The 25,615-nt window shown below is 65.6% G+C and carries 21 protein-coding genes; 9 read left to right on the top strand and 12 right to left on the bottom strand.

Going from position 1 to position 25,615, the window contains the following annotated elements:
- Positions 1-25 precede the first annotated feature (25 nt).
- From HOP53_RS16705 to HOP53_RS16695, 3 genes are all read right to left on the bottom strand, one after another.
- On the bottom strand, positions 26-490 hold the full coding sequence (locus tag HOP53_RS16705) for a hypothetical protein (RefSeq protein ID WP_234271083.1): 465 nt from the start codon (positions 488-490) through the stop codon (positions 26-28).
- Positions 491-499: 9 nt separating this feature from the next.
- Complete coding sequence (locus tag HOP53_RS16700) at positions 500-850, bottom strand: DUF6152 family protein (RefSeq protein ID WP_086511844.1); 351 nt, start codon at positions 848-850, stop codon at positions 500-502.
- Positions 851-919: 69 nt separating this feature from the next.
- Complete coding sequence (locus HOP53_RS16695; protein ID WP_234271082.1) at positions 920-1,849, bottom strand: AEC family transporter; 930 nt, start codon at positions 1,847-1,849, stop codon at positions 920-922.
- 320 nt (positions 1,850-2,169) lie between these two features.
- On the opposite strand from HOP53_RS16695, the gene metF reads away from it, so the two are divergent.
- Both metF and sodC read left to right on the top strand, forming a co-directional pair.
- Complete coding sequence (gene metF, locus HOP53_RS16690) at positions 2,170-3,006, top strand: methylenetetrahydrofolate reductase [NAD(P)H] (RefSeq protein ID WP_234271081.1); 837 nt, start codon at positions 2,170-2,172, stop codon at positions 3,004-3,006.
- A gap of 82 nt (positions 3,007-3,088) precedes the next feature.
- Positions 3,089-3,631: a superoxide dismutase [Cu-Zn] SodC gene (gene sodC, locus HOP53_RS16685; protein ID WP_234271080.1), complete on the top strand. Its 543-nt coding sequence runs from the start codon at positions 3,089-3,091 to the stop codon at positions 3,629-3,631.
- Positions 3,632-3,732: 101 nt separating this feature from the next.
- Here sodC and HOP53_RS16680 read toward each other — a convergent pair whose 3' ends face one another.
- From HOP53_RS16680 to prlC, 6 genes are all read right to left on the bottom strand, one after another.
- Positions 3,733-4,779 carry a TAXI family TRAP transporter solute-binding subunit gene (locus HOP53_RS16680; RefSeq protein ID WP_234271079.1) on the bottom strand — a complete coding sequence of 349 codons (1,047 nt, stop codon included), beginning with the start codon at positions 4,777-4,779 and terminating at the stop codon, positions 3,733-3,735.
- A 75-nt stretch (positions 4,780-4,854) separates the two neighbouring features.
- Positions 4,855-7,017, bottom strand: a complete 2,163-nt coding sequence (locus tag HOP53_RS16675) for a TRAP transporter permease (protein WP_234271078.1) — start codon at positions 7,015-7,017, stop codon at positions 4,855-4,857.
- Positions 7,018-7,103: 86 nt separating this feature from the next.
- The gene (locus tag HOP53_RS16670) at positions 7,104-8,087 is read right to left on the bottom strand and encodes a TAXI family TRAP transporter solute-binding subunit (RefSeq protein ID WP_234271077.1); all 984 of its coding nucleotides are present in this window, start codon (positions 8,085-8,087) and stop codon (positions 7,104-7,106) included.
- Positions 8,088-8,281: 194 nt separating this feature from the next.
- On the bottom strand, positions 8,282-10,036 hold the full coding sequence (locus HOP53_RS16665) for a Na/Pi cotransporter family protein (protein ID WP_234271076.1): 1,755 nt from the start codon (positions 10,034-10,036) through the stop codon (positions 8,282-8,284).
- A gap of 2 nt (positions 10,037-10,038) precedes the next feature.
- Entirely contained in the window at positions 10,039-10,284 is a 246-nt protein-coding gene (locus tag HOP53_RS16660; protein ID WP_234271075.1) for a YheV family putative zinc ribbon protein, read from the bottom strand.
- Positions 10,285-10,359: 75 nt separating this feature from the next.
- Positions 10,360-12,411: an oligopeptidase A gene (prlC, locus tag HOP53_RS16655; protein WP_234271074.1), complete on the bottom strand. Its 2,052-nt coding sequence runs from the start codon at positions 12,409-12,411 to the stop codon at positions 10,360-10,362.
- Between the two features lie 158 nt (positions 12,412-12,569).
- Between prlC and HOP53_RS16650 the strand changes: the two genes are divergently transcribed.
- From HOP53_RS16650 to HOP53_RS16640, 3 genes are all read left to right on the top strand, one after another.
- Positions 12,570-13,910 carry a sodium-dependent transporter gene (locus HOP53_RS16650; RefSeq protein ID WP_234271073.1) on the top strand — a complete coding sequence of 447 codons (1,341 nt, stop codon included), beginning with the start codon at positions 12,570-12,572 and terminating at the stop codon, positions 13,908-13,910.
- Between the two features lie 42 nt (positions 13,911-13,952).
- Positions 13,953-14,504 carry a gamma carbonic anhydrase family protein gene (locus HOP53_RS16645; RefSeq protein ID WP_234271072.1) on the top strand — a complete coding sequence of 184 codons (552 nt, stop codon included), beginning with the start codon at positions 13,953-13,955 and terminating at the stop codon, positions 14,502-14,504.
- Positions 14,505-14,608: 104 nt separating this feature from the next.
- On the top strand, positions 14,609-15,280 hold the full coding sequence (locus HOP53_RS16640) for a metal-dependent hydrolase (RefSeq protein ID WP_234271071.1): 672 nt from the start codon (positions 14,609-14,611) through the stop codon (positions 15,278-15,280).
- Here the strand turns inward: HOP53_RS16640 and HOP53_RS16635 are convergent.
- The 3 genes from HOP53_RS16635 to HOP53_RS16625 are packed head-to-tail and all read right to left on the bottom strand — an operon-like array spanning position 15,256 to position 19,332.
- Complete coding sequence (locus HOP53_RS16635) at positions 15,256-16,638, bottom strand: sigma-54-dependent transcriptional regulator (RefSeq protein WP_234271070.1); 1,383 nt, start codon at positions 16,636-16,638, stop codon at positions 15,256-15,258. The two genes, HOP53_RS16640 and HOP53_RS16635, sit on opposite strands and share 25 nt — an antisense overlap.
- A complete protein-coding gene (locus HOP53_RS16630) occupies positions 16,631-18,547 on the bottom strand; it encodes a sensor histidine kinase (RefSeq protein WP_234271069.1) in 1,917 nt (638 codons plus the stop codon). The genes HOP53_RS16635 and HOP53_RS16630 overlap by 8 nt, the downstream gene beginning before the upstream one ends.
- A 17-nt stretch (positions 18,548-18,564) precedes the next feature.
- Positions 18,565-19,332 (bottom strand): GntR family transcriptional regulator, encoded by a 768-nt coding sequence (locus HOP53_RS16625; RefSeq protein WP_086511827.1) that lies wholly within the window; start codon positions 19,330-19,332, stop codon positions 18,565-18,567.
- Positions 19,333-19,644: 312 nt separating this feature from the next.
- On the opposite strand from HOP53_RS16625, the gene HOP53_RS16620 reads away from it, so the two are divergent.
- Genes HOP53_RS16620 through HOP53_RS16605 form a run of 4 tightly spaced genes read left to right on the top strand, consistent with a single transcriptional unit; the run spans position 19,645 to position 25,404 of the window.
- Entirely contained in the window at positions 19,645-20,400 is a 756-nt protein-coding gene (locus HOP53_RS16620) for a (Fe-S)-binding protein (RefSeq protein WP_234271068.1), read from the top strand.
- Complete coding sequence (locus HOP53_RS16615) at positions 20,397-21,860, top strand: LutB/LldF family L-lactate oxidation iron-sulfur protein (RefSeq protein ID WP_234271067.1); 1,464 nt, start codon at positions 20,397-20,399, stop codon at positions 21,858-21,860. The genes HOP53_RS16620 and HOP53_RS16615 overlap by 4 nt, the downstream gene beginning before the upstream one ends.
- Positions 21,857-22,525, top strand: a complete 669-nt coding sequence (locus tag HOP53_RS16610) for a LutC/YkgG family protein (RefSeq protein ID WP_234271066.1) — start codon at positions 21,857-21,859, stop codon at positions 22,523-22,525. Before HOP53_RS16615 ends, HOP53_RS16610 begins: the two co-directional genes overlap by 4 nt.
- Entirely contained in the window at positions 22,522-25,404 is a 2,883-nt protein-coding gene (locus tag HOP53_RS16605) for an FAD-binding and (Fe-S)-binding domain-containing protein (RefSeq protein ID WP_234271065.1), read from the top strand. Before HOP53_RS16610 ends, HOP53_RS16605 begins: the two co-directional genes overlap by 4 nt.
- Positions 25,405-25,615: the final 211 nt, after the last annotated feature.

Here is a 25,615-nt window from a genome sequence, read left to right as displayed (position 1 = left end):
CGCCTGCGGGCGGCGCTTCCCTTTGTCAGCCATCGACGAAGGCAAGCATGCGGCCCGCCAGCAGCACGGTCGGCCATAGCAGCAGCGACAGAAGGCCGGCCACGCGCAGCCGCCGGGGCGTGGCATTTGCCAGCCCCGGCCCCAGGTTGAGCAGCAGGGCATTGGCGATGGCCAGGGCGATCAGCGCCAGCTTGAGCACGAACAGCGGCATGGCGGCATAGCCGCTGGGGTCGGCGAGAAACAGCAGCGCCCCGGTGACCATTGCCAGCAGCAGCCCCGCGATCGCCACCGGCTGCAGCAGCCGGCCCAGCTCATGCAGCGGCAAGCGCTTGCGCCAACCCAGCAGACGCAGGTCGAGGGCGACGATGGCGCCGATCAGCAGGGCGATGCCCAGCACGTGCAGGGCGTTGATCGCCGCATAGCCCCAGCGTGAGAGTCGTACCCATTCGGCCAGGGCGGTATCGGCGAGCGATGTCAGCAGGGCTTCCACGTCGCCGAGTCAGATTCGTCCGGGATAGAGCACGTAGTGCTCGTCGCCGATCCACAGCTGCTCGGCCTTGAGTACTCGTTCACGGGCATGTTCGCCCGAGACGCGCAGCTCCACGCCTTCGGCGAGGTCGCCCTCTTCCAACCCGGCGCGTTCGTTGCGCCAGGGCTGGCCGACCTCGACCGTCCAGGTTTCACCGTCCACGTCGAGCTGCACTTCGCCGTGGGGGTTGCCCAGCCGCACCTGGGTGATGGTGCCTTCGATCTCGATGGTCTCGCCGCCGACCCAGCCGTGGTGAGCCTGGGCGGGGGCGAGGAACAGCAGCATGACGATGGCGAGCGCCCAATATGCATGGCGATGCATGATGGCCTCCTTCCGCAGGTGTCTTGCTTCAGGCTAGCTCTACCGGGCCGGGCTTCAAGGCCAATCGTTTCACAGGCCGGCCAGGCGCATCAGCAGCGGTAGATAGAGCGGAATCAGCAGCGGGGCGGCCAGCGTGGTGGTCAGCACCGCCAGGGCGCCCTTCTCCGGCTTGATGCCGAGCTCCATGGCGACCACCACCACGTTGGCCGCCATCGGCACCACGCCGAGCAGCAATAGCGCCAGGGCCAGCTCGTGGGGCAGCGTCATCAGCATCTGCAGCAGCAGCACGACGGCTAGCATCAGCCAGGGCCACAGCAGGTAGCGGATGGCCACGCAGCCGGCCATGAAACGCAGGTCGATCTCGCGAATCGTGACCCGCCCCAAGGTCATGCCGATGATCATCATGCCAAGCAGGGTGTAGGTGGAGGGAAACACCGCCAGGCTGTCCATCAGCGTGGCCGGCAGCGTCAGGCCGAGCCCGCTGACCAAGAGTGCGGCAAGAAAGGCGTAGATCAGGGGCAGGCGTACGATCTTGATCAGGCTCTGGCGCACCGAGAACTGGCCGCGGGCGCTGAGGTAGAAGCCCACCGTGAACTCGTAGAGCGTCACGCCGAGCAGGCAGAACAGGTACAGCGTCACCCCTTCGGGCGGCAGCAGGATCATGGCGATGGGCAGGCCGAAATAGCCGGTGTTGCCGGTGCCGGAGGAGAAGGCGAGCACCGCGCCCTCCTGCGGCGAGAGGAAACGCCTGGCCAGCGGATTGATGGCGGCGGCGACCAGGCTTGCCAGCAGGAACAGCGCCAGGGTCAGCAGCAGATAGTGGGGCGTGGGGCCGCCCAGCAGCAGGCCGCGAAAGAAGGTGACCGGTGCGATCAGGTAGATCAGCAGGGTGGCGATGGGGCGTGGATCGATGGCCAGCCGCCGTGCCGCCAGCCAGCCGAGGCCGACGAAGGCCAGAAGGGTCCAGAGGGGGCCGAGCAGGGCACCGGGATCGATCATCGCGCGCCATTCCATCGCCGAAAGGCGATATGATGCCTGGCGGCGGGACGGCTGTCAGCCATGCATGATCGACCCGTTCAGCGTCGTTGTCGCGTGAGCGAGGGTCAACGTGACATGGGCGAAGATTTGTTAGCGAAGCTTGAGCCTTTGCAGCCGAGGCCCGCCTGCCACGTGCGTCAATCAGACCGAACGGTTCTAATCGTCCGGCTCTATATGACGAAAGCTCATGTAGCAGCGTGGAACTTTTCATTGGTCAGGCGTCCGGCCGGACGGCAGAATGCAGGAATTCGCATCGCTCCCGGCCAACCAGAGAGATTTTCATGAGCAGCTCATATCCGCTAGGCATCAGTTTCGAGTTCTTTCCCCCCAACACCGAGGCGGGACGCGAGAAGCTGACAGGGGTGCGTGACGCCCTGGCCGAGCGGGACCCGCGTTTCTTCTCGGTCACCTATGGCGCCGGCGGTTCGACCCAGGGGCGCACGCTGAGTACCGTGAGAAGCGTGCGTGAGTCCGGCATCACCACCGCGCCGCACCTCTCCTGCATCGGCAGCGAGAAGGCTCAACTGCGCGACCTGCTCGCGCAGTACCGCGAAGAGGGCATCGACAGCCTGGTGGCGCTGCGTGGCGATCTGCCCTCGGGCATGGGCGGCATCGGCGAGCTGCGCTACGCCAACGAGCTGGTGGCGTTCATCCGCGAGGAGACCGGCGATCACTTCGAGATCGCCGTGGCGGCCTACCCGGAGTCCCACCCGCAGGCGCCGAGCTTCGAGCGCGACCTGGAAAACTTCGCGCGCAAGGTTAAGGCCGGGGCCGATCTGGCCATCACCCAATACTTCTTCACCGCCGAGGCTTACTTCCACTTCGTCGAGCGCGCCCAGGCGCTCGGCGTCGAGGCGCCGATCGTACCCGGCATCATGCCGATCACCAATTACACCAAGCTGGCCCGTTTCTCCGATGCCTGCGGTGCCGAGATTCCACGCTGGATCCGCAAGCAGCTCGAGGCCTACGGTGACGACAGCGAGGCCATCGCGGCCTTCGGCACCGAGGTGGTGTCGCGGCTTTGTCAGCGCCTGCTCGACGGCGGTGCACCCGGCCTGCACTTCTATACCCTCAACCAGGCGGAGCCCTGCCTGCGCATCCTCGACAACCTGGCTTGAGCCCAACGCTTTGGCGCTGGGGCGCATCTGCGACTAGCCTGTTTCCTGCATGTCCATGGAATCAGGAACAGGAGGTCGCTAGATGCGCCATGCCAACCTTTCGGGAGTCGCTTTCGCCTCCCTGCTGCTAGCCGCTGGAATGGGACAAGCCCAGGCCCAGGAAGGCCACGAAGTCGAGATCAACTGGGTGAGTGCCGATGGCATCGAGGATTCCATCGGCACCATCACGCTCGAAGATACCGACCACGGCCTGCTGTTGACCCCCGATCTGCGCGAGATGCCGCCCGGCGTGTACGGTTTCCACGTACACGAGAACCCCAGCTGCGAGCCGGGGGAAGACGAGGACGGCAACATGCAAGCTGCCGGCGAGGCGGGCGGTCACTACGATCCCGAGGAGACCGATAGCCACCAGGGCCCCTATGGCGACGGTCACCTGGGCGACCTGCCGGTGCTGATCGTCAACGAGGATGGCGAGGCGAACCTGCCGGTGCTGGCACCGCGGCTCACCGTCGACGACGTTCAGGGCCGCAGCCTGATGATCCACGAAGGCGGCGACACCTACTCCGACGAGCCGGAACTCGGTGGCGGCGGCGGGCGTATGGCCTGCGGCGTGGTCGCGTCCTGAACGGTATCGCTTGCGCTTCCTAGCTTGGACGACTCGGCCCCGCCATCTGGCGGGGCCGAGTCATTGGGTGTCAGTGAGATTAGGTGTCAGTGAGGATGACGTCAGTCGTCCGTGTCGCTGGCGTCTTCGTCGTCTGCATCCTCTGCCGGGCGCATTTCGGGTGGCAGCATTTCGGCCGGCACTTCGAGGCCTTGCTCCTCGTAGTAGCGCACCGCCCCGGGGTGGAACCAGATCACGCCATTCTTGTCGAGGTGCTCCGCCCGGGTTTCGATGGCGGCGGGGTGGATCTCCGTCATGGCGTCGGGGTGGTCCAGCACCAGCTTCATCAGCTCATAGACGAAGCTCTCCGGCAGGTCCTTGTGGCCAATGGCGAAATTCCAGAACGACACCGAAGCGTGGGGAGCGTCCATCGAGGCATAGGTATCGGCCGGAATCTCGAAGGCCGACACCGGGAAGGTGTCCAGCAGAGTGCTCTGCTCTTGCTCCGTCAGGCCGAACATGTGCACATCGCGACGCCGCTCAAGACGCTCGAAGGCTCTGATCGGCAGGCCGGCGCAGAAGGCGAAGGCGTCACTCAGCCGAGAGGTCAGATAGTCGGCCAGATGGTTGGCGTCGGCGTACTGCAGATGCACGTCCTCGACGCCCAGCGCTTCCAGAAACTGCGGCCAATAGGCGGCGCAGGTGCCGCCCATGGGGCCGACCCCGACTCGCTTGCCGCGTAGGTCGGCGATGCTCTCGATGCCCGAACCGGCCAGCGTCACCACGTGGAAGGGGGTCTGGTACATGGGGAAGAGCGCGCGCACGTCGCGCATCTCCTCGCCGGGGGCGAATTCGGCCTCGCCGTCCCAGAGTTCGCGGGCCGGACCCAAGGTGACCAGGCCCAGCTCCGCCTCGCCGGTATGGACCAGCGTCATGTTGTGATAAGGCCCGCCGGTCGCCTGGGAAACGGCATCAACGCCGAGTTCGTCGATGAGGCGGGTCACCAGACCGTCGCCATAGACCTGATAGGTGCCGCCGAGGGAGGCGGTACCCAACAGGACTTCCTCCGGCCAATCGGCCCGCTCGTCGGCCAGGGTGGTGGCGCTCCCGAAGAACAGGACGCAGGAAGCGACTAGCGGATACAGCGTTGGAAACCGTCCAGTGCTCATGGTGTGTCTCCTGGCGGTGAGGGGGCGGTGAAGCCAAGGTGGCCGAGGCCACCCTGGTTTACGCCCGATCCCGGATCAGGTCAGGGCCTTGGGCTTGGCCTTCAGCGCGGCAGCCTGCCACACGAATACCAGCCCGCCGATGCCGACGCCGAGCAGGTCGGTCATCCAGCCGCCCGCGATCATTGACAGTGCGGCGGCCAGCAGCATCACGCGCTGCACGAGGTTGACGCCGCCATTGAGGAACCAGCCCTGCACCGAGGCAGCCAGCAGGTAGATCCCGACACCCGCGGTGAGGGCCACGCGCAGGATCTGCATCCAGGTGCCGTCCATCAGCAGCGCCGGGCTGTAGAAGAACATGAAGGGCACGATGAATGCGGCCAGGCCGAACTTGAAGGAGGTCACGGCCGTCTTCAGCGGATCGGTTCCCGAGATGGCGGCGGCGGCATAGCCGGCCAGTGCCACCGGCGGGGTGATAGCCGAGAGTACCGCGTAGTAGAACACGAAGAAGTGCGCCACCAGCGGCGGAATGCCGATCTGCTGCAGGCCCGGCGCCACCACCGAGGCGGCTACCGCGTAGGCCGCCGTGGTGGGCATGCCCATGCCGAGCAGGATCGAGATACACATGGCGAAGAACAGCGCCAGCAGATGGCTGGCATCGGCGATGCCCAGCAGCATGGAGGCGAAGCGGGCACCGACGCCGGTCAGGGCGATGACGCCGACGATGATACCGGCACAGGCACACACCGCGATCAGCGGAATGGCCATGCGTGCGCCCAGCGAGAGGGCATTGAGCAGCGCCTTGGGGCCCATCCAGTGAGGCGTGAACCAGGACACCACGGCGGCGCTGACCATTGCCAGGGTACCGGCACGAATCACCGAGTAGCCCATGAACAGCGTGCCGATCAGGATGATGATGGGCAGGAACAGATAGACCTGCTTGACCATCTTGCGGAATACCGGCAGTTGATCCTTGGGCAGACCCTGCATGCCGCCGCGGCGGGCTTCCAGGTCCACCATCAGGTAGATGGAGAGGAAGTACAGGGCGGCCGGAATCAGTGCGGCAATGGCGATTTCGGTATAGGGGATGCCGGTGATCTCGGCCATGATGAAGGCGCCAGCGCCCATGATCGGCGGTACGATCTGGCCACCGGTGGATGCTGCGGCCTCGATGCCGCCGGCGCTACGCGGGTGGTAGCCAACCTTCTTCATCAGCGGAATGGTCAGCGAGCCGGTCGCCACCACGTTGCCGGCAGAGGTGCCGTTGATCATGCCCATCAGGCCGGAAGCGAATACCGCCACCTTGGCCGGGCCGCCACGCGCGCGACCGGCGGCGGCGAAGGCGAAGTTGACGAAATAGTCACCCACGCGGGAGGCTTGCAGGAAGGCCGCGAAGGTGATGAACAGAATGATGTAGGTGGACGAGACCGCGGTGGTCGCGCCAAGGATACCGTTGTCGGTATACAGATAGGTGAAGAAGCGCTGCGGCGAGTAGCCGCGATGCTCCAGCAGGCCGGGCAGATACGGGCCGGCAAAGGCGTAGACCAGGAACACGGCGGTGATGGCGATCAGAGCCAGTCCCGCTACGCGGCGGGTGAGCTCCATGATCAGCGCCACCCCGACGGCCGAGACGAGGAACTCGGTCTGTCCGGCAAACGGTGTGCCGGCGGCCATGCGCCAGCGCTGCAGCACGAACAGCAGGTAGGCGGCGACGATGATCGAAGCGACGATCAGGACGGCGTCGGCCCAGTGGACGGAGCGGCTCGAGCCGCGCCAGATCCAACTGCTGATCATGGCGATAGCGGTGGCAATCGTCAGTGCCCAGCTCAAGTGCACCAGCACCCAGCCGGCAGGGGGCGTGCCCTGGGTTTCCCGGATGAACCAGGCATAACCGATGGCGAAGGCGGCGTAGACGATGGCGGCTACGGCCGGAATCATGGCCAACCATTCGACCCGGCCTATGTGCCTTTCGCCCGGGCTGCGGTCCAGGGTATAGGCGGCGGTGATGGCGAAGCCTACGGCCAGGCCACCGGCCACGTGAATGATGCGAAACGCCCAGGTCTCGATCGGCGAGACGTTGAGTGCATAGAGATGCATGGCCGTAAAGAGGACACAGGCGGCAAATACCGTCTGGCCGAGCAGGCCGGAAAGCACGCGCTCGTTGTGAGCGATCGGGATGTCGGAGACACCTTCGGTGCCGATCTTCGAGGCGGCTTGTTCGGGTTGGGTTTCGTGGGTCATGCCGGGATGCCTTGAGGGGTTACAGTTGCCTTAGGGGGTTAAGGCGTTGACGCCGGCCCGAAGGCCGGCGTCGATGCGCGTATCGATCAGCCGCGCAGATCCTCCGGGATCTCGTAGCCGTTCTCTTCGAACCAGCGTACGGCACCCGGATGCCAGGGCAGGAAGGTATTGAACTCGAAGTTCTCGGCCACCGTCTCGCTGGCGGCACCATGGATCTGGACCATGCGGTCGTTGTTTTCCATCACGGTCTTGGTCACTTCGTAGACCAGTGACTCCGGCATGTCCTTATGGGTGATGGCGAAGTTCCAGATCGAAACGGCCGGCAGGTCTTCGTCCAGGCTGTTGTAGACGGAGGCCGGGATGCTGGCCGGGCTCAGCTCGGGGAAGTCACCCAGGAACTGCTCCATCTCTTCCTCGGAGAAGGAGAAGATATTGACGTTGGCTTGGGCTTCGAGCTGGTTGAAGGCAGAGATCGGCACGCCCGCGGCGAAGGCGAAGGCATCGATCAAGCCGTCCTGTAGCTGGCCTGCCTGGTCGGCGGCACCGCCGTTGCGGGTGCTGACGTTCAGGCCGAGCTTCTCGAACAGCTGCGGATAGTACATGTCCGAAGTACCGCCCGCCGGGCCGACGCCCACGGTCTTGCCGTCCAGGTCGGCAACGGAACTGATGCCCGAGCCGGCCAGGGCAACGATCTGCAGGGTGGTCTGGTACATCGGGAATACGGCGCGAATGTCGGTATGCTCGACGCCCGGGGCAAGCTCGCTGTTGCCGGTCCACGCCTCGTAGGCCGGACCCATGGTCACCATGCCGAAGTCGTGCTCACCCATCTGCACCAGGGTGGCGTTCTGAACGGGGCCGCCAGTCACTTCGGCGCCGAAGGAAACGCCGAGGGCGTCGCCGACCATGTTGGCCCAGCCGGAACCGTAGATGTAGTAGGTGCCACCCTGGCTGGCGGTACCTACGGTCAGGCTGCGGGGCCAGTCGCTGCGATCTTGGGCCTGGGCGCCGGCGGCGACCAGGGCCGCACCGAGCACGGAGGTGGCGATCAGTTTGGAGGCGGTATAGCGCATGGGAGTACTCCGATTTGCCTTTGTCGTTATGGGAGCCCGCAGGGGGCTCTTATGAAATACGTTGTAACGCACATGAGTATAGGCAATTGCTGCGCCATGCAGGGGGAGTGCTCGTAAAAACAAGACATTACTTTTGTCTCATTCGACGAAAGTCGAGGTGAAAAAAATCAGGTTTGGCTGGGATTTCGCACTGGTTACGTAATGTGTGTGCGGTTATCCGCACACAGAGTGGCGCAGGACGTTTCGGTGAGCGTTGCGATCAGACGGCTGGCCTGATGCAGGTCGTTCATCAACGATGAGGCGAGCCAAGGATCGAGACGATGCTCCCGCAGCCGCTTGGCCAGTTCGTGCTGCCAATGGCGGCGCACTTCTTCGACGGGGGTAGCAATGGAGGTGGCTTCTTTCTCTTCGGCGAGCCGATTGAGGCCGGTGGCAATGGCCAGGCGCAGATCGTCGTGGGCTTCGCGCAGCGGACTGGCCGGTGCGGCATGGCGCAGCAGGCTACGCTGCAGCACCTCGCCCAGGCGTACCGCTTCCACCATGCGCAGCGAGCGTTCCTGCAGCTCGTCCAGCCTTGCCTGCTGAGCGTCTGTCAGCGGTACGTCGAGGCGTGCCTGGAATTCCAGAATCTCGGTGAGCAGCGGCTTGATGCGCTCCTGGTAGCGTGCATCAATGCCTGGCCAGGCGTCGGGATCGATGCGGGCCGCCACCGCTTGCCGCTCCGGCGGGTGACCGATCACCTCGGCGCTGGGAAGCAGGATGGCGCTGCACAGCAGGTGATAGGCGCGCCGGTCGAGGCGCCGACACTCCTGCTCCATGGCGGCAACGGCGGTATCCGCATGATTGAGGGCGGAAGTGTCGAGGTAGCGTGCCAGCGACGGCGGCAGCCGTGCGGGTTCGGGAAAATGGCGCTCGAGCAGGCCGGCCAGCTGCGGGATCCAGGGTAGCATCAGCCCGATGCCGAGCAGGTTGAACAGGGTGTGGAACAGGGCCAGCTTGAGCGGCCATGCCGTTTCCGCCAGCCCCACTACTTCGCCAAGGGCATCCACCATCCAGGCCAGCGGTACCAGCAGCGCCAGGGCAACTGCGGCGGTGACCAGGTTGAAGATCACATGTGCACCCGCCAGGCGGCGTGCCGCGACGCCGGCGGAAAGCGCGCCCAGCACGGCGGTGACCGTGGTGCCGATGTTGGCGCCGATGGCGATGGCCAGCGCCGGCAGGTAGGGAAGTTGCCCCGAGGCCAGGGCCGTCAGGGTGAGCAGCAGCGTGGCATGGCTGGACTGCATGACCACGGTGGCGACGATGCCGATCGCCACGAACAGCGGCCAGTGCCACAGCCGGTCGCCGGCCAGGCCGTCCAGCCGCAGGCCATCCTGCCAGGCCTCGAAGCCGAGCTTCATGAAGTCGATGCCGAGGAACAGCAGGCCTATGCCCAGCAGCAGCCCGGCGATACCGGCCAGCGGGCCGCTGAGGCGGTAACGGCCGAGCAGGCCGAGGGCGAGCAGCGGCATGGCATAGTGGGCCAGGTCGAAGCGCAGCCCGAACGTGGCGATCAGCCAGGCCCCGGTGGTCGTTCCCAGGTTGGCACCGAACAGCAGGGCGATGGCGCCGGGCAGGGCGACCAGGCCGGCGCTGACGAAGGACATCGCCAGCAGGGTGATGAGCGAACTGGACTGGACCAGGGCGGTGGCCAGTGCGCCGACGCCAATGGCACGCCCGGGGTGACGCGTGGCGGCGTACAGCCAGCGGTCGAGCGTGCCGCCGGAGAGCCGTTTGATGGCCTCTTCCAGGAGGCTCATGCCCCACAGGAACAGCCCCAGGCCGGCGGCCAGCGTAGCCAGGTCGGGGCGCGACAGCAGCAGCGCGCCGGCAGCTGCCAGTCCGAGCAGCTCCAGGCGTCGCCGATTGCTCGACCGCGACCTGGTGGCGACGTCGGTCGCCTCCGCCACGCTCAACGGCTCCCGGGGTCGAGAATTTTCACCGTCTGGATGGTGTTGCGGCGCTGTTCCTCACGCTCGCGATTGACGCGGGTCTCGAGTTCGGCCGCCGTCTCTTCCTCGATGGGCGCCTGTTCGAAGAAATCGCAGTTGACGCAGTCGCGATAGCGCACGCCGCTCTGCTCCCAGGTACGGATCTTGTCCATCTCGGCACAGCGGGGGCAGACGGCGCCGGCGATGAAGCGTTTCTGAACGGCCATGTTGCCTCCATGAGCAAAGGGCCGCCGGCAGCGCCGGCGGCGGTGTGGCTACGATAGCGTGCCGTGCCTGCGCTGTCAGGCGGCGCGAATGCCGCTGTGACGCAGCAGCGGCTCGACGCTGGGCTCGCGGCCGCGGAAGGCGCGGAACAGCTCTGCTGCGTCGCGGGCGCCACCCTGTTCGAGAATTTCGCTGCGGAAGCGCTGGCCGGTTTCGGCATCGAAGATGCCGGCTTCCTCGAAGGCGCTCCAGGCGTCGGCGGAGAGCACCTCGGCCCACTTGTAGCTGTAGTAGCCCGCCGCATAGCCGCCGGCGAAGATATGGCTGAAGCCGTTCTGGAAGCGGTTGAAGTCGGCCTTGGGCACTACCGACACGGCGCTGCGCACTTCGTCGAGCAGCGCCTGCACCTCGCCTGCCGTGGGGGCGGCCAGCTCATGATGCAGGCGCAGATCAAACAGCGAAAATTCGAGCTGACGCACCAGGCCCATGGCCGACTGGAAGTTCTTGGCCGCCTGCAGGCGCTCCAGTAGCTCGGCGGGCAGTGACTCGCCGCTGTCGACATGGCCGGCGATCAGGTCGAGCCCTTCACGCTCCCAGCAGTAGTTCTCCATGAACTGGCTGGGCAGCTCCACCGCGTCCCACGCCACACCGTTGATGCCGGAGACGTCGGCCACCGTCTGCCGGGTCAGCATGTGGTGCAGGCCATGGCCGAATTCATGGAACAGGGTGGTGACCTCGTCATGGGTGAGCAGGGCCGGCCGCTCGCCCACCGGGCGGGTGAAGTTACAGGTCAGGTAGGCGACGGGCAGTTGCAGGCCGCCATCTTCCCGGCAGCGGCGTACCCGGCACTCGTCCATCCAGGCACCGCCGCGCTTGCCCTCGCGGGCGTAGAGGTCGAGATAGAAGCCGGCAATAGGCTCGCCCTGCTCGAGAATGCGGAAATAGCGCACCTCGGGGTGGTAGCGGGGGGCTTGCAGGTCTTCCTCGACGGTGACGCCGTAGAGCCGCTCGACCACCTGGAACAGCCCATCCACGACCCGGGGGGCGGGGAAGTAGGGGCGCAGCTGCTCCTGGGAGATGGCATGGCGCGCTTCGCGCAGCTTCTCACTGACGTAGCCGATGTCCCAGGGAGCGAGCTCGGTCAGGCCCAGGGTATCGCGGGCGTAGGCTTCGAGCTCGGCGAACTCTTCCCGTGCCTGGGGCACCGCACGGCGGGCCAGATCCTCCAGGAAGTCGAGCACCTGGCGCGGCGACTCGGCCATCTTGGTGGCCAGCGAATAGTCGGCGTAGCTGGCGAAACCCAGCAGCTCGGCCAGCTCGCGGCGCAGGCGCAGCGTCTCCTCGATGATCGGGGCGTTGTCGTACTCGCCGGCGTTGGGGCCTTGATCCGAGGCGCGGGTAACGAAGGCCGTGTACACCTCACGGCGCAGCTCTCGGTCGTCGGCGAAGGTCAGCACCGGATAGAAGCTGGGGAAGTCGAGGGTGATGCGATAGCCCTTCACGCCCTTGGCCTCGGCGTTGGCGGCAAGCGTCGCCATGCCGCTCTCGGGCAAGCCGGCCAGCCTGGCCGCGTCGTCGATATCCTTGTACCAGGCCTGGGTGGCATCGAGCAACTGGTTGGAGAAGGTGTTGGAAAGCTCCGACAGGCGTGACTTGATCTCGCCGTAGCGCTGCTGCTGGGCCGGCGGCAGGTCGACACCGGCAAGGCGGAAGTCGCGCAGGGTGTTGTCGACGCTGCGGCGCTGCGCCTCGTCCAGCCCGGCCCAGGCAGGCCCTTCCTTGAGGGCCTGCCAGGCATGGAACAGCCCCTCGTGCTGGCCCAGCCAGGTGCTGTAATCCGAAAGCTTGCCCAGACAAGCCTGATAGGCCTCGCGCAGGGCCGGTGAGTTCATGGTGCCGTTGAGGTGCGACACCGGCGACCAGGCCCGCGACAGCCGGTCGTTGAGTGCCTCGAGCGGTGCGGCCAGGCTGTCCCAACTGGGGGGCTCCTGCTCGGCGCGTTCGACCAGCGCCTCGATGCCGGCGCGATTGTCGGCCAGCAGCTTGTCGATGGCCGGTACCACGTGCTCCGGCTTGATCTCGGCGAAGGGGGGCAGCTCGTGGGATTCAAGCAGGGGATTGTGGGACATGCGCACCTCGGGGCCTAGTGGATATGAGAGCGTAGTGGATATGAAAGCAGAATAGCGATTAGATGCGGCCAGGTGTCACGGGTTTCAATCCTGTCGGGGATTGGTCGCGGAGTGTCGGCCTGATAGGCTTGCGCCTCCACGAAAGTCGAGGCAACGGCATGAACGCAACCCTGGAACGCTGGAGCACGCGGCGCGCCTTCATCCTGGCGGTGACCGGCGCAGCCGTGGGCCTAGGTAACATCTGGCGCTTTCCCTACATCACCGGCGAAAACGGTGGGGCTGCCTTCCTGGTACTCTACATCGCCTTCGTGCTGCTGCTGGGGTTGCCCGTGATGATGGCCGAGATCATGATCGGCCGGGCCGGTCGGCGCGCGCCGATGCAGTCGCTGGGCTATCTGGCCGGGCAGGCCGGAGCCAGCCGTCACTGGCGGCTGCTGGGGTTGTTTGGTGCCTTTACCGTCTTCTGCATCCTGTCGTTCTACTCGGTGGTGTCGGGCTGGTCCATCGAGTTCTTCGTCACCGCGGTGAACGGCGGTTTTGTGGGGCTGAGTGCGGCCGAGGTCGGAGCCGGCTTCGAGGCCTTCCTCGCCGACCCTCGGCGTATGACCTTCAATCACACGCTGTTCCTATTCATGACCATGACCGTAGTCGCGGCCGGCGTGGCCAAGGGGTTGGAGCGACTCAACAATCTGCTGATGCCGCTGCTGTATCTGCTGCTGGTGCTATTGGCGCTCTATGCCGCCACCACCGACGGCTTTGGCCCGGCGCTGGCGTGGCTGTTCATGCCGGACTTCTCGGCCCTCACGCCGCTGGTGGTGCTGCATGCCATGGGCCATGCCTTCTTCACCCTGGCGGTGGGGGCCTGTGCGCTGATGGCGTATGGCGCCTACATGCCGGAGCGACAGAGCCTGCCGCGCGCCGCCGCTGCCGTGGCGGTGCTGGACGTGAGCGTGGCACTGCTGGCCGGCATCGCCATCTTCTCGGTGGTGTTTTCCCAGGGGCTGGACCCCGGCGAGGGGCCCGGGCTGATGTTCGTCACCCTGCCCATCGCCTTTGCCGAGCTGCCCTGGGGGGCGCTGTGGCTCAGCGTGTTCTTCCTGCTGCTGCTGCTGGCGACCTGGACCTCGTCGATCAACCTGGCCGAGCCGATGGTGGCCACGCTGCAGGGGTTGGGGTTCGGTCGTGGCAAGGCCACTGCGGTGGTCGGCATCGCCGTGTGGCTGGTCGGCCTGTTGTCGGTGCTGTCGTTCTCCGCCCTGTCCGAATGGCGGCCGCTGTTCGGCATGAACGCCTTCGACCTGGTAACTACCATACCCACCGAGATCTTCCTGCCGGTGGGTGGGCTGCTGATCGCCATCTTTGCCGCCTGGGTGATGCCGCGAGGCGATGCACAGGCGGCGCTTGGCGTGACTGCGCCCAGCTTTGTATTGTGGCTAACGGTGTTACGCTGGATCTCGATTCCCCTGACAGTCGTGGTACTGGCGGCAGGGCTGCTGTAACCATTCGATGTGACCGGCGCATAAGCCGGGCTGGAGGTTTGCATGAGCGTCAACGATCCCCTGCGCAGCTGGCAGGGTAAGCGCCCCTCTCTGGGCGCGCGGGTCTACGTCGATCCGGCCTGCGTGGTGCTGGGCGACGTGGTGCTGGGCGACGACTGCTCGGTGTGGCCCATGGCGGTGATTCGTGGCGACATGCACCGTATCCGTATCGGCGCGCGTACCAGCGTGCAGGACGGCAGCGTGCTGCACATCACCCACGCCAGCGATTTCAACCCGGGCGGATTCCCTCTCACCATCGGCGACGACGTCACTATCGGGCACAAGGCGATCCTGCACGGCTGCACGCTGGGCAATCGCATCCTGGTGGGCATGGGTGCCATCGTCATGGACGGCGCCGTGGTCGAAGACGAAGTGATCATCGCCGCCGGTGCCGTGGTGACCCCGGGCAAGCGTCTCGAGAGCGGCCATGTCTACGCCGGCAACCCGGCCAAGGCGCTGCGTCCACTGAAGGAGAGCGAGCGCCAGTTCTTCCCCTATACCGCCGGCAACTACGTCAAGCTCAAGGATCTGTACCTGGCGGAGCGTGGCGCGTAACACGCGGTTGCAACTCCTTTGAGCATTGAGCCTATAAGGCATTGTTTCTCATGCGGGCAAAAGCGATAATCTGGATTTTTATCCAGTAGAGGGCTTGCCCTGGCATGGCCGATTTCCGCACCCATCTTGGCGTGGCCGCCGCCGGCGGCGCCGTACTGGCCCATGGCGGTTGGCAGGTAGGGCTGTGGGAGCTGTGGCAGGGCGGGGTCGTGTTCGGGCTGGTGACCTTCGGGGGCATCCTGCCCGACATCGATGCCGACAGTTCCAAGGCGATTCGCCTGATCTTCAATCTGCTGGCGGTGCCCAGCGTGGTGCTGGGAGCGCTGCTGTTGCAGGCGCATCTGGCCCCGGGCTACTTGCTGGTGGTGTGCGGTCTGCTCTATCTCACGGTGCGCTACGTTGCCGGTGGCGTATTCAGCCGCTTCACCGTGCATCGGGGCATCTGGCATTCGCTGCTGGCGGCAGTGCTGTGCGGGCTGGCGGCGGCAGCGGTGAGCTACCAGCTGTTCGTCCAGCCGGCCCGGCTGGCATGGGTGCACGGCGTTGCCGTCTGCCTCGGCTTCGTCATCCATCTGGCGCTGGATGAAATCTACAGCGTCGATCTCACCGGGGCGCGCATCAAGCGCTCCTTCGGCACGGCGCTCAAGCCACTCGACATCAAGTCTCCGGGCAACTCGTTGGCCATGCTGATGGCCGGCATGGCGCTGCTGCCATGGCTGCCGGCCTGGTCAGCGCTGCTGGCACTGGTGACTCAGGGAGTGGCCTTGTGGCGGTAGTCCTCGGCCCTGAGGCCATACTTGCGCAGCTTGTCGTAGAGGGTCTTGCGCGGCAGCCCGAGATGTTCGCAGACCTCGGTGATCCTGCCGCGATGGCTGACCAGCGACTGGCTGATCAGGCTCTTCTCGAACAGCTCCACCTGCTGCGGCAGGGCCAGCTCGGCGACGTCCGATTCGACGCCCTCCAGCAGCATGTCGAGCCGATAGTCGAAGGCCGAGCCGAGCAGCACATAGCGTTCGGCCAGGTTGCGCAGTTCGCGTACGTTGCCCGGCCAGTCGTGGGCCATCAGCGTCGACACGCCGCTGGTGCCCAGCGGTGGTGCCTCCAGGCCGCTGCGGTTGGAGGCGACTACGGCGAAGTGCTGGAACAGCAGGGGGATGTCTTCGCGCCGTTCGCGCAGAGGCGGGAGCGGCAGGGTGACAACGTTGAGGCGGTAGTAGAGGTCCTCGCGGAACTCGCCGGCCTCGGCGGCGAGCTTCAGGTCGACCTTGGTGGCGGCGATGACGCGAATGTCGAGGGGGATGTGTTCGTTGGCGCCGAGGCGTTCGATGCAGCGCTCCTGCAGCACGCGCAGCAGCTTGACCTGCAGCGCCAGCGGCATGGACTCGATCTCGTCGAGAAACACCGTGCCGCCGTTGGCATGTTCGAACTTGCCGATGCGCCTCTCCACGGCGCCGGTGAAAGCGCCCTTCTCATGACCGAACAGCTCCGATTCGATGATGCTTTCGGGCACGGCGCCGCAGTTGATGGCCACGAAGGGGTGCCCGCCGCGGGGACTGCGTTCGTGGATGGCACGGGCCACCAGGTCCTTGCCGGTACCCGTTTCGCCGAACAGCAGGACGTCGGTCTCCACCTGAGCAATGCGCTGTACCATGGAGGCGAGTCGCTGAATCGCCGGCGTTCTCCCCACCAGGCGCGGCCCAGGGGCGGCCTGTTGGGCTTCCAGTTCGGCCTTGAGCTGGCGGTTTTCCAGGCTCAGGCGGCGCTTGTCGATGCCGCGGCGTACCATCTCGACCAGGCGTTCGCCGGCAAACGGTTTCTCGAGAAAGTCCCAGGCGCCTTCGCGCATGGCCTCCACGGCGGTGGAGATGTCGCCATGGCCGGTGATCAGGATGACCGGCAGGTCCGGGTCGCGTAGCCGTACCTCGCGCAGCAGTGCCATGCCATCCATGCCCGGCATGCGGATGTCGCTGACGATCACACCGGGAAAGTCAGGGGTGAGCGTCTTCAAGGCGCTCTCGGCGCTGGCATAGGGCTGTGGCTGGTAGCCGGCCAGTTCCAAGGTCTGGCCAGCGGTGATGCGGAGGTGCGGTTCGTCATCGATGATCAATACCGGGATGGGCGCCGGGTCATGCATGTGATTGCTGCTCCTGGAATGGCGATGGCTGAGCGTCGTCGGGTTTCTCCATGCGGGGCAGCGTAATGGTGAAGCGTGCCCCGGCGCCAGGTACGTTGCCGGCATCGATGTTGCCGCCCAGGTCCCTGATGATACGCGCCGATATGGAAAGTCCCAGCCCCAGCCCGCTGCCCGGCGACTTGGTGGTGAAAAACGGCTCGAATATCCGCGCCAGGTGCGCTTCGGGAATTCCGGGGCCCGAATCGCTGACGCCAATGGATACCCGCTCTGCCTCGACCTCGACGCTGAGAATGAGAGTGGGCTCGGGCGTTTCCGCCATCGCCTGGAGCGCATTGCCGATCAGGTTGACCAGCACCTGTTCGAGACGCACCAGGTCGGCATGGACCCAGACCTCATCGCCCCAGTCCCGCACGACCTCGACATCGTGCAGCCGATTCTGATAGAGCCGCAGGGCATACCGGAAGCAGGCCTGCACCGATACCGCTGTCAGCGAGCTGCCGCTCTTGCGTGAGAACTGTCGCAGTTGGGCGCTGATTTCGGCCATGCGCTCGGTCAGCTCGACGACCTGGGCCAGATTGGCGTCGGCAGCCTCCAGCCGCTGGCGTTCGAGAAACGTACGGGCATTCTCGGCATAGGCGCGAATGGCGGCCAGCGGCTGGTTGAGCTCGTGATTGATACCGGCCGCCAGCTGGCCCAGCACGGCGAGCTTGGCGGCCTGGATCAGCTCGTCGCGGGTCTGGCGCAGATTCTCCTCGGCCCGCCGCCGCTCCTCGATCTCGTCGGAAAGCAGGCGGTTGGTTTCCATCAGATCGTGGGTGCGCAGCTCGACGTTGCGCTCCAGTTCGTCGCGCGCCTGGGCCAGGGTGCGACGCTCGCGCTCGGCAAACAGCTCGCGCTCGCGGCGCAAGCGCCAGCGCTGCCAGCCGATGCCGCCTGCCAGCACGACGACGCCATACAGGCCGCCAGCCAGTGCGGCGGCAAGCCACTGCGCCTGATAGACGCTGCCCAGGGGCTTGAGGATATGCATGTCCCAGTCATAGGCGTCCAAGTGGCGGGACAGGCCCAGATAGCTCTCTTCCGCCAGCGGACCGGTCTCGAATCTCACCAGACGGCTGCCATCGGGACGCTGCTCATAGACATCGATGCCCGAGGGCGACAGGGGCTCGTCGGCGTAGCGTCGGGCAGCCAGCAAGTCCTGACGCTCGGTTTCCGAGAGAGGAAACAGCGCCGTCATGCGTAGCTCGGAACGGCTGGCCATGAAGACGATGTTGTCCTGATCGGTGACCAGCAGTTCGGCATCCTGCTCAGCCCAGCTCTCCTCGACTTCATCGAGCAGGATCTTGATGACCATGACGCCATCCGGGCGGGCATCCGGGGTGGTTTCATCCAGCCAGACGGGGGCGGAGAAGTAGTAGCCACGCTCGAGTGACTGGGTGCCCAGACCGAAGAAGCGGCCGCGACCGCCTTCTATCGCGTCGGTGTAGTAGCTGCGAAAGGAGTAGTTATGGCCGATGAAGGTGTTTTCCATGTGCCAATTGCTGGCGGCCAGCGTCGTGCCATGACGATCGAGCAGGTAGACGTCGGAGACGTTGGCAATGGCGCGGAACTGATCGAGCAGCCGGTTGAGCGGCATCGGGTTCTGCTCGCCGTGTCCGCTGAGAAAGCGCTTGATCATCTCGCGCGAGGCGAGCAGCTGCGGAAGGTAGTCATGGCGGGTCAGATGCCCCTCCAGTCCGGCGGCCGAGAGGCGCAGTTCGTTCTCGGCTTCCCGTACCAGGGTCTGCAGGGCCTGTTCGCGCGCCACCTGGGAGGCCTGCCAGGTGACCAGCACGAGTCCGAGCGGCAGCAGCAGCAACAGCAGCCGGCGTAGTGGCACCGACAGGCGGGGTGGTCGATGGGGGCCTTTCACTCGATCATTACCTGCAGCTAGATTTCCGGTAGTGCCTGGGCGCGTCGCAGGGCTCGCTGGGCGCGAGTTTCGGCACGCTCCATTTCCAGCAGCTCCTCCTCGACGAAGACGAGGTGTTCGTGGGAGCGCGCGCGGGCGTCCTCGGCACGACCTTCGAGGATGGCATCGAGCAGGGCGCGGTGCTGCTTCATCAGCATGGGGCGCGACTGGGGCTTCTCGAACAGGTGGGCCAGGTTGTCTACGATGCTCTTTTCCAGCAGGTGGAAGATGCCACGAATGGTATGCAGCAGCAGTACGTTATGCGCCGCCTCGGCAATGGCCAGGTGGAAGGCGGCATCCGCCTTGGCCTCGAGTTCGGGGTCGCGGCCGGCAAAGCATGCCTCCAGCTCCTCGAAGCGCTTGATCAGCATGGCGCGGTCAGCCGGGGTGGAGCGCAGTGCCGCATAGTAAGCCGAAATGCCTTCCATGGCGTCGCGGAATTCGAGCAGGTCGAGATGAAACTCCTGATGCCTGGCCAGCATGTCCAGCAGTGGGTCGCTGTAACCGCTGTTGAGCTCACGTGTCACGAAGGTACCGCCGCCCTGACGGCTGGTCAGCAATCCTCGGGTGGCCAGCTTCTGAATCGCCTCGCGCAGCGAGGGGCGCGAGACGCCAAAACGCTCGGCCAGCTCGCGCTCGGGCGGCAGACGCTGGCCGGGCTTGAGGCTGCCTTCGAGGATCATCGCTTCGAGCCGCTCGGTGATGACATCGGCCAGTCGTGGCTGGCGTACGTTGTGGTAGGTCATGCGAAGCTATCCTGGAGCCTATCGACATTAATTGGTCTTACCAATATTGGCGCGTATCGCGCTTGCTTGCAATCTGCCTTTCGCTCTTTCTAGACAGGATGGATGGGTTCGATCAGTTCTTTAGTGGTGCTGTAGACCAAAGTCTAAGCCGGTGAGGCGGTTAAGGAAGGTCTTGCCGTTGACACTGTCAGCAGTGCCCCCTAAGGTTCAACGACTTCAGTCAGGTAAATTGGTTTTACCAATTTTTTCTTGGCCTGATTCCAACAATTCGCAAGACCGCCACTGCCCACAGGCCGACAGTGAGGGAGCCTCATGACGCCAGTCAAGCTGTACCCACCCAAGCCGGAGAAGGTCTACTTCTTCGGCACCTGCCTGATCGACCTCTTTTATCCTGAAGCGGGAATGGATGGTATCCGCCTGTTGGAGCGCGAGGGAATCGAGGTGGTCTATCCTCAGGCGCAGACCTGCTGCGGCCAGCCGGCCTACACCTCCGGCTATCACGACGAGGCGCGGGCAGTGGCGGCAGCGCAGCTCGATCTCTTTCCCGACCCCTGGCCGATCGTCGTGCCTTCAGGCTCCTGTGGCGGCATGATGCGTACCCATTACCCTCAGCTCTTTGCCGGCACCGAGCATGAGGCCCGGGCCAATGAGGTGGCCGGACGCATCTATGAGCTCACCGAGTTCCTGTTGCATGTCTGTCAGCTCAGGCTCGAGGATCGCGGGCAGCCGGAAAAGGTGGCCATGCATACCTCGTGCAGCGCCCGGCGCGAAATGGGATTGGGGGAAACCGGGCCCGCGTTGCTCGCCCGCATGGGCCAGGTCGAGCTGGTGGAGCAGGCCCGTGCCGCGGAATGCTGCGGTTTCGGCGGCACCTTCGCCGTGCGCCACCCGGAGGTCTCTGCCGCCATGGTGGAAGACAAGACCCAGGCCATCGAGGCTACCGGGGTGAGGCGCTTCGTCACCTCTGACTGCGGCTGCCTGATGAACATTGCCGGTCGCTTCGAGCATCAGGGCAAGGCGGTTTCCGGTGAACACATCGCCAGCTACCTGTGGCGGAGGACCTCATGAGCGCTTCCGAAGTACAGACGTTCACTCCTCGCGAGTTCCATCGCCAGGCCCACGATGCCCTGGGCAATCCTCAGATACGCGCCAACTTTCGCAAGGCGATGGACGGCCTGATGGCCAAGCGCCGCGACGTCTTCAGCGACTGGGATCTCGAGACCCTGCGCGAACTCGGCGCCAACATCCGCCTGCGGGCCCTGGCCAAGCTGCCCGATCTGCTCGAACGCTTAGAGACCAACTGTCAGGCCAACGGTATTCAGGTGCACTGGGCCGAGAACGGCGACGAGGCGTGCCGCATTATCCGCGAGATCTGCCAGCGCCATGGGGCCAAGGCGGTGATCAAGGGCAAGTCGATGGTCTCCGAGGAGATGCACCTCAATGCCCACCTGGAAGAGGCGGGCATCGAGGCGCTGGAGTCCGATCTCGGCGAATACCTGGTGCAGCTCAACGAGCAGACGCCTTCGCACATCATCATGCCGGCGATCCATCTCAATACCGATGAAATCTCCGACATCATGCATGCCAAGACCGGCACCGAGCGCACCCGCGACGTGGACTACATGACCGCCGCCGCGCGGGCCCAACTGCGCGAGCGCTTCATGGCCGCCGACGTGGGTATCTCTGGGGTCAACTTCGCCGTGGCCGAGACCGGCACTCTGTGCCTGGTGGAGAACGAGGGCAACGGTCGCATGACCACCGCGGTACCGCCGGTGCACATCGCCGTGACCGGCATCGAAAAGGTGGTCGAGCACCTGCGCGACGTGCCGCCGCTCTATGCGCTGTTGACCCGTTCGGCCACCGGTCAGCACGTCACTACCTACTTCAACATGATCAGCTCACCGCGCAAGCTCGGCGAGCACGACGGGCCGAATGAGGTCCATCTGGTGCTGGTCGACAGTGGTCGCTCCAACATCTATCAGGACGACGAGCTGCTCGACACTCTGCGCTGTATCCGCTGCGGCGCCTGCATGAACCACTGCCCGGTCTATACCCGGGTTGGCGGGCATACCTACGGCACCACCTATCCCGGCCCCATCGGCAGCATCCTGATGCCTCACATGATGGGCCTGGAGGCGACCAAGGATCTGCCCACCGCCTCGAGCCTGTGCGGTGCCTGTGGCGAGGTGTGCCCGGTCAAGATTCCGATTCCCGACCTGCTGGTGCGCCTGCGCCGCGAGGCGGTGGGCGAAGGGCGCGGCAACGTGCCCGGGGCCGGCGTCAAGCGGACCAAGAAGGAAGTGGCGGCGTGGAAAGGGTTTCAGTGGCTGGCCACGCACCCCGGTGCCTGGCGCAGCAGCACGGCCATCGTCGGCAAGCTGCAGGCGCTGATGCCGTCGAAGCTGGGGCCGTGGACCGAATACCGTACCGCGCCCAAGCCGGCCAAGGTTTCACTGCATGCCTTGGTTAAACAGCACAAGGCCAAGCGCCATCAGGTAGAAAAGGCCGACGGGGAGGAACGCTCATGAGCGCCCGCGACAATATCCTCAAGCGCTTGCGCGAACGCACCGACGGCCCGCTGACGGCGCCGCAGAGCGACTTCGCCGTGGTCACCGGGCGCGGCTGGAGCCAGCAGGAGCGGGTGGCGCGCTTCGAGCGCTGGATCACCTCGGTCCATGGCGAGGTGATCCACACGTCACGCGATGACTGGACCGCTACCCTGGCCAAACTGCTCGAGGCCAAGGGCATTCGCCGCCTGGCCCTGGGGCGGGAGCACCCCGTGGCCGTGGAGGCGCGCGCTGCCCTGGCCGAAGGTGAGGTCGTTCTGATCGACGCCGACCGCAACATCGAGACCTGGCGACATGAGCAGTTCCATGACACCGATGCTGGCCTGACCTCCACCCACGGCGCCATCGCCGAGACCGGCAGCCTGTGGCTGTGGCCGACCCCCGACGAGCCGCGCCTGCTGAGCCTGGTGCCGCCTATCCACATCGCCGTGCTCGATGCCGATACCATCGAAGACACCTTCTTCGACGTGGTCGAGGCCCACGGCTGGGCTGGCGGCATGCCCACCAACGCGCTGCTGATCTCGGGGCCGAGCAAGACCGCCGACATCGAGCAGACCCTGGCCTATGGCGTGCACGGGCCGCGCGAGCTGGTGGTGTTGCTGCGCCATGCCGAGGATCGCCCATGAGCGCTGCGACGATGGCACCTGCCGCCGATGCCTGGCAGGCGCTCAAGCAGGAGCTGCTCGCGATCATGCCCGCCGAGCGGTTGATCGACGATCCGCTGCGCACCCTGGCCTACGGCACCGACGCGAGCTTCTACCGTCTCATTCCCAAGCTGGTGGTGCGTCCCGCCGATGAAGACGAGCTGATGGCGGTGCTGGCCGGCTGTCGCCAGCGCGGCCTTCCGGTCACCTTCCGTGCCGCCGGCACCTCGCTCTCGGGCCAGGCGGTAACCGACTCGGTGCTGATCCAACTGCGCGAGGGCTGGCGCGACCACGAGATCCTCGACAATGGCCGGGCCATCCGCCTGCAGCCCGGCGTCATCGGCGCCCGGGCCAATCAGCTGCTGACTCCCTTCGGACGCAAGATCGGACCCGACCCGGCCTCCATCAACAGCTGCATGGTGGGCGGGATCGCCGCCAACAACGCTTCTGGCATGTGCTGCGGCACGGCACAGAACAGCTACCGCACGGTGCGCGACATGCGCGTGATCCTGGCCGACGGCACGCGCCTGGACACCGCCGATCCGGCCAGCCGCGAGGCGTTCCGGCGCAGTCATGCCGAACTCGTCGAGGGGCTCGAGCGGCTCTCCGCCGAGACCCGGGCCAACGCGGCGCTGGCCGAGAAGATCCGACACAAGTACCGGCTCAAGAACACCACCGGCTACGCGCTCAACAGCCTGGTCGACTTCGACGACGGCATCGAAATCCTCAAGCACCTGATGATTGGCTCCGAGGGCACGCTCGGCTTCATCAGCACGATTACCTACGACACCGTCATCGACGAGCCGCACAAGGCCGCGGCGCTGGTCTTCCTGCCCGACATGGCCACCACCTGCCGCGCCACCATCGCGCTCAAGCCGGCGCCGGTCTCGGCGGTGGAGCTGATGGATCGCGCCGCGCTGCGCTCGGTGGAGAACAAGCCGGGCATGCCCGAGGGGCTCAAGCGCCTGCCCGAAGGGGCGGCGGCGCTGCTGATCGACGTGCGCGGCAACGACGAGGCGGAGCTTCAGGCGCGGCTCGAGGCGGTGCAGGCGATCTTCGAGGGCATTCATACCCTGGAGCCGGTCACCTTCACCCGTGAAAAAGGCCTCTACGAACTCTACTGGAAGATCCGCAAGGGGCTCTTTCCCGCTGTGGGGGCAGTGCGCGACACCGGCACCACGGTGATCATCGAGGACGTCGCCTTTCCCATCGAGCGTCTCGACGAGGGCGTGCTGGCGCTGACCGACGCCTTTCATCGCCACGGCTACCCCGAGGCGATCCTGTTCGGCCACGCCCTGGAGGGTAACCTGCACTTCGTCTTCCCCCAGGGTTTCGAGAAACCTGGCGAGGTGGAGCGTTACCAGGCGCTGATGGACGAGGTGGCGCAACTGGTCGGCGTCGAATATGGCGGTTCGCTCAAGGCCGAGCATGGTACCGGGCGCAACATGGCGCCCTACGTCGAGCTGGAGTGGGGCCCCGAGGCCTATGCGCTGATGTGGCAGATCAAGGCGCTGTTCGATCCCGAGAATCTGCTCAACCCCGACGTCATCCTCAGCCGCAACCCGACCCTGCACCTGGAGAACCTCAAGCCGCTGCCGGCGGCCGATCCCATCGTCGATAAGTGCATCGAATGCGGTTTCTGTGAGCATGTCTGCCCCTCGCGGGACCTCACCCTCACGCCGCGGCAGCGCATCGTCGCCGCTCGCGAGATGGCCAGGCTCGAGGCGCTGGGGGATAGCCTCGACCGCGACGAGCTCGCGCGTCTCGATCGGCTGCGTCAGGACTACCGCTATGCCGGCGACGAGACCTGTGCCGTCGACGGCCTGTGCGCCACCCAGTGCCCGGTGGGGATCAATACCGGTGAGCTGATCCGCGAGATGCGCCGCGAGCGGCTAGCGCCACATGCCGATATGGCGCGCCGGGTGGGGCGCCACTTTTCCGGTACTACGCGGCTGGCACGGGGCATGCTCAACCTGGCCGGCGTCGGACGTGCCGTATTGGGCGAAAAGGGCCTCTCCAAGGTGAGTGGCAGCATCACCCGGGTTAGCGGCGGCAAGGTGCCCCAGTGGGTACCCACCCTGCCCAAGGCGGCCCCGGTGCGCGTGCTCAAGCGCAAACCCGCGACCGATGGCGTGCGGGACAAGGTGGTCTACTTCCCTTCCTGCGCCACCCGTGTCTTCGGTGCCGGCCATGGCGACGGCGAGCGTCGCTCGATCATGGAGATCACCCTCTCACTGCTGGAGAAGGCCGGCTTCGAGGTGATCGTGCCGGAGATGCCAGGACATCTCTGCTGCGGCATGGCGTTCCAGTCCAAGGGTCAATTCGACGAAGCCACGCACAAGGCGCGTGAACTCAATCGCGAGCTGCTGGTAGCCAGCCAGAACGGCCGCTACCCGATCCTGAGCGATACCAGCCCCTGCGTGCTGCACATGCAGGGGCGGCTGGACGAGCGCTTGACGGTGCAGGAGCCGGTGGCCTTCGCCCACGAGCATCTGCTTCCGCGCCTAGACGTCATGCCGCTCGACGAGCGGGTGGCCGTGCACGTGACCTGCTCTAGCACCCACATGGGTCTGGGTGAGCGCATGGTGGCCCTGGCGCGGGCCTGTGCCCGTGAGGTGGTGGTGCCGGCAGAGATCACCTGCTGCGGCTTTGCCGGCGACAAGGGGCTGGTGACACCGGAGCTCAACGCCTCGGCCTTGAAGGGCCTCGCCGAGCAGGTCGGGGAGTGCGACGCGGGGTACTCCAACTCGCGCACCTGCGAGATCGGCCTGTCACTGCATGGCGGCATCCCGTATCGTTCGATCCTGTCGCTGCTCGACCGTGCCAGCCGCAAGCGCAAGGAAGCGGGCGAGACAGCCTGAACCCTTCACACGAGTCATCCACAGCCGCTCGCCTGCGAGCGGCTGTGGATAAGCCGCTGTGTTGCGCCCCTGAAATTTTTTTACAGCCGCCCCTTGCGGGGCTCGGGGGAAAGCCGTAAAGTACGCATCCGCTGCCGGTGACGGGCAACGTTGCAGGCGGTGGGAAGAGTGGTAAGTGGTTGTCGCTGTTTGGATTTTTCGATTCGCTTCG

Source organism: Billgrantia ethanolica, from assembly GCF_021404305.1.
In the GTDB taxonomy this organism is placed as follows: Bacteria; Pseudomonadota; Gammaproteobacteria; order Pseudomonadales; family Halomonadaceae; genus Halomonas; species Halomonas ethanolica.
The sequence above is the reverse complement of the archived record's forward strand: the minus strand, read 5'-3'. Positions and strand labels throughout refer to the sequence as shown.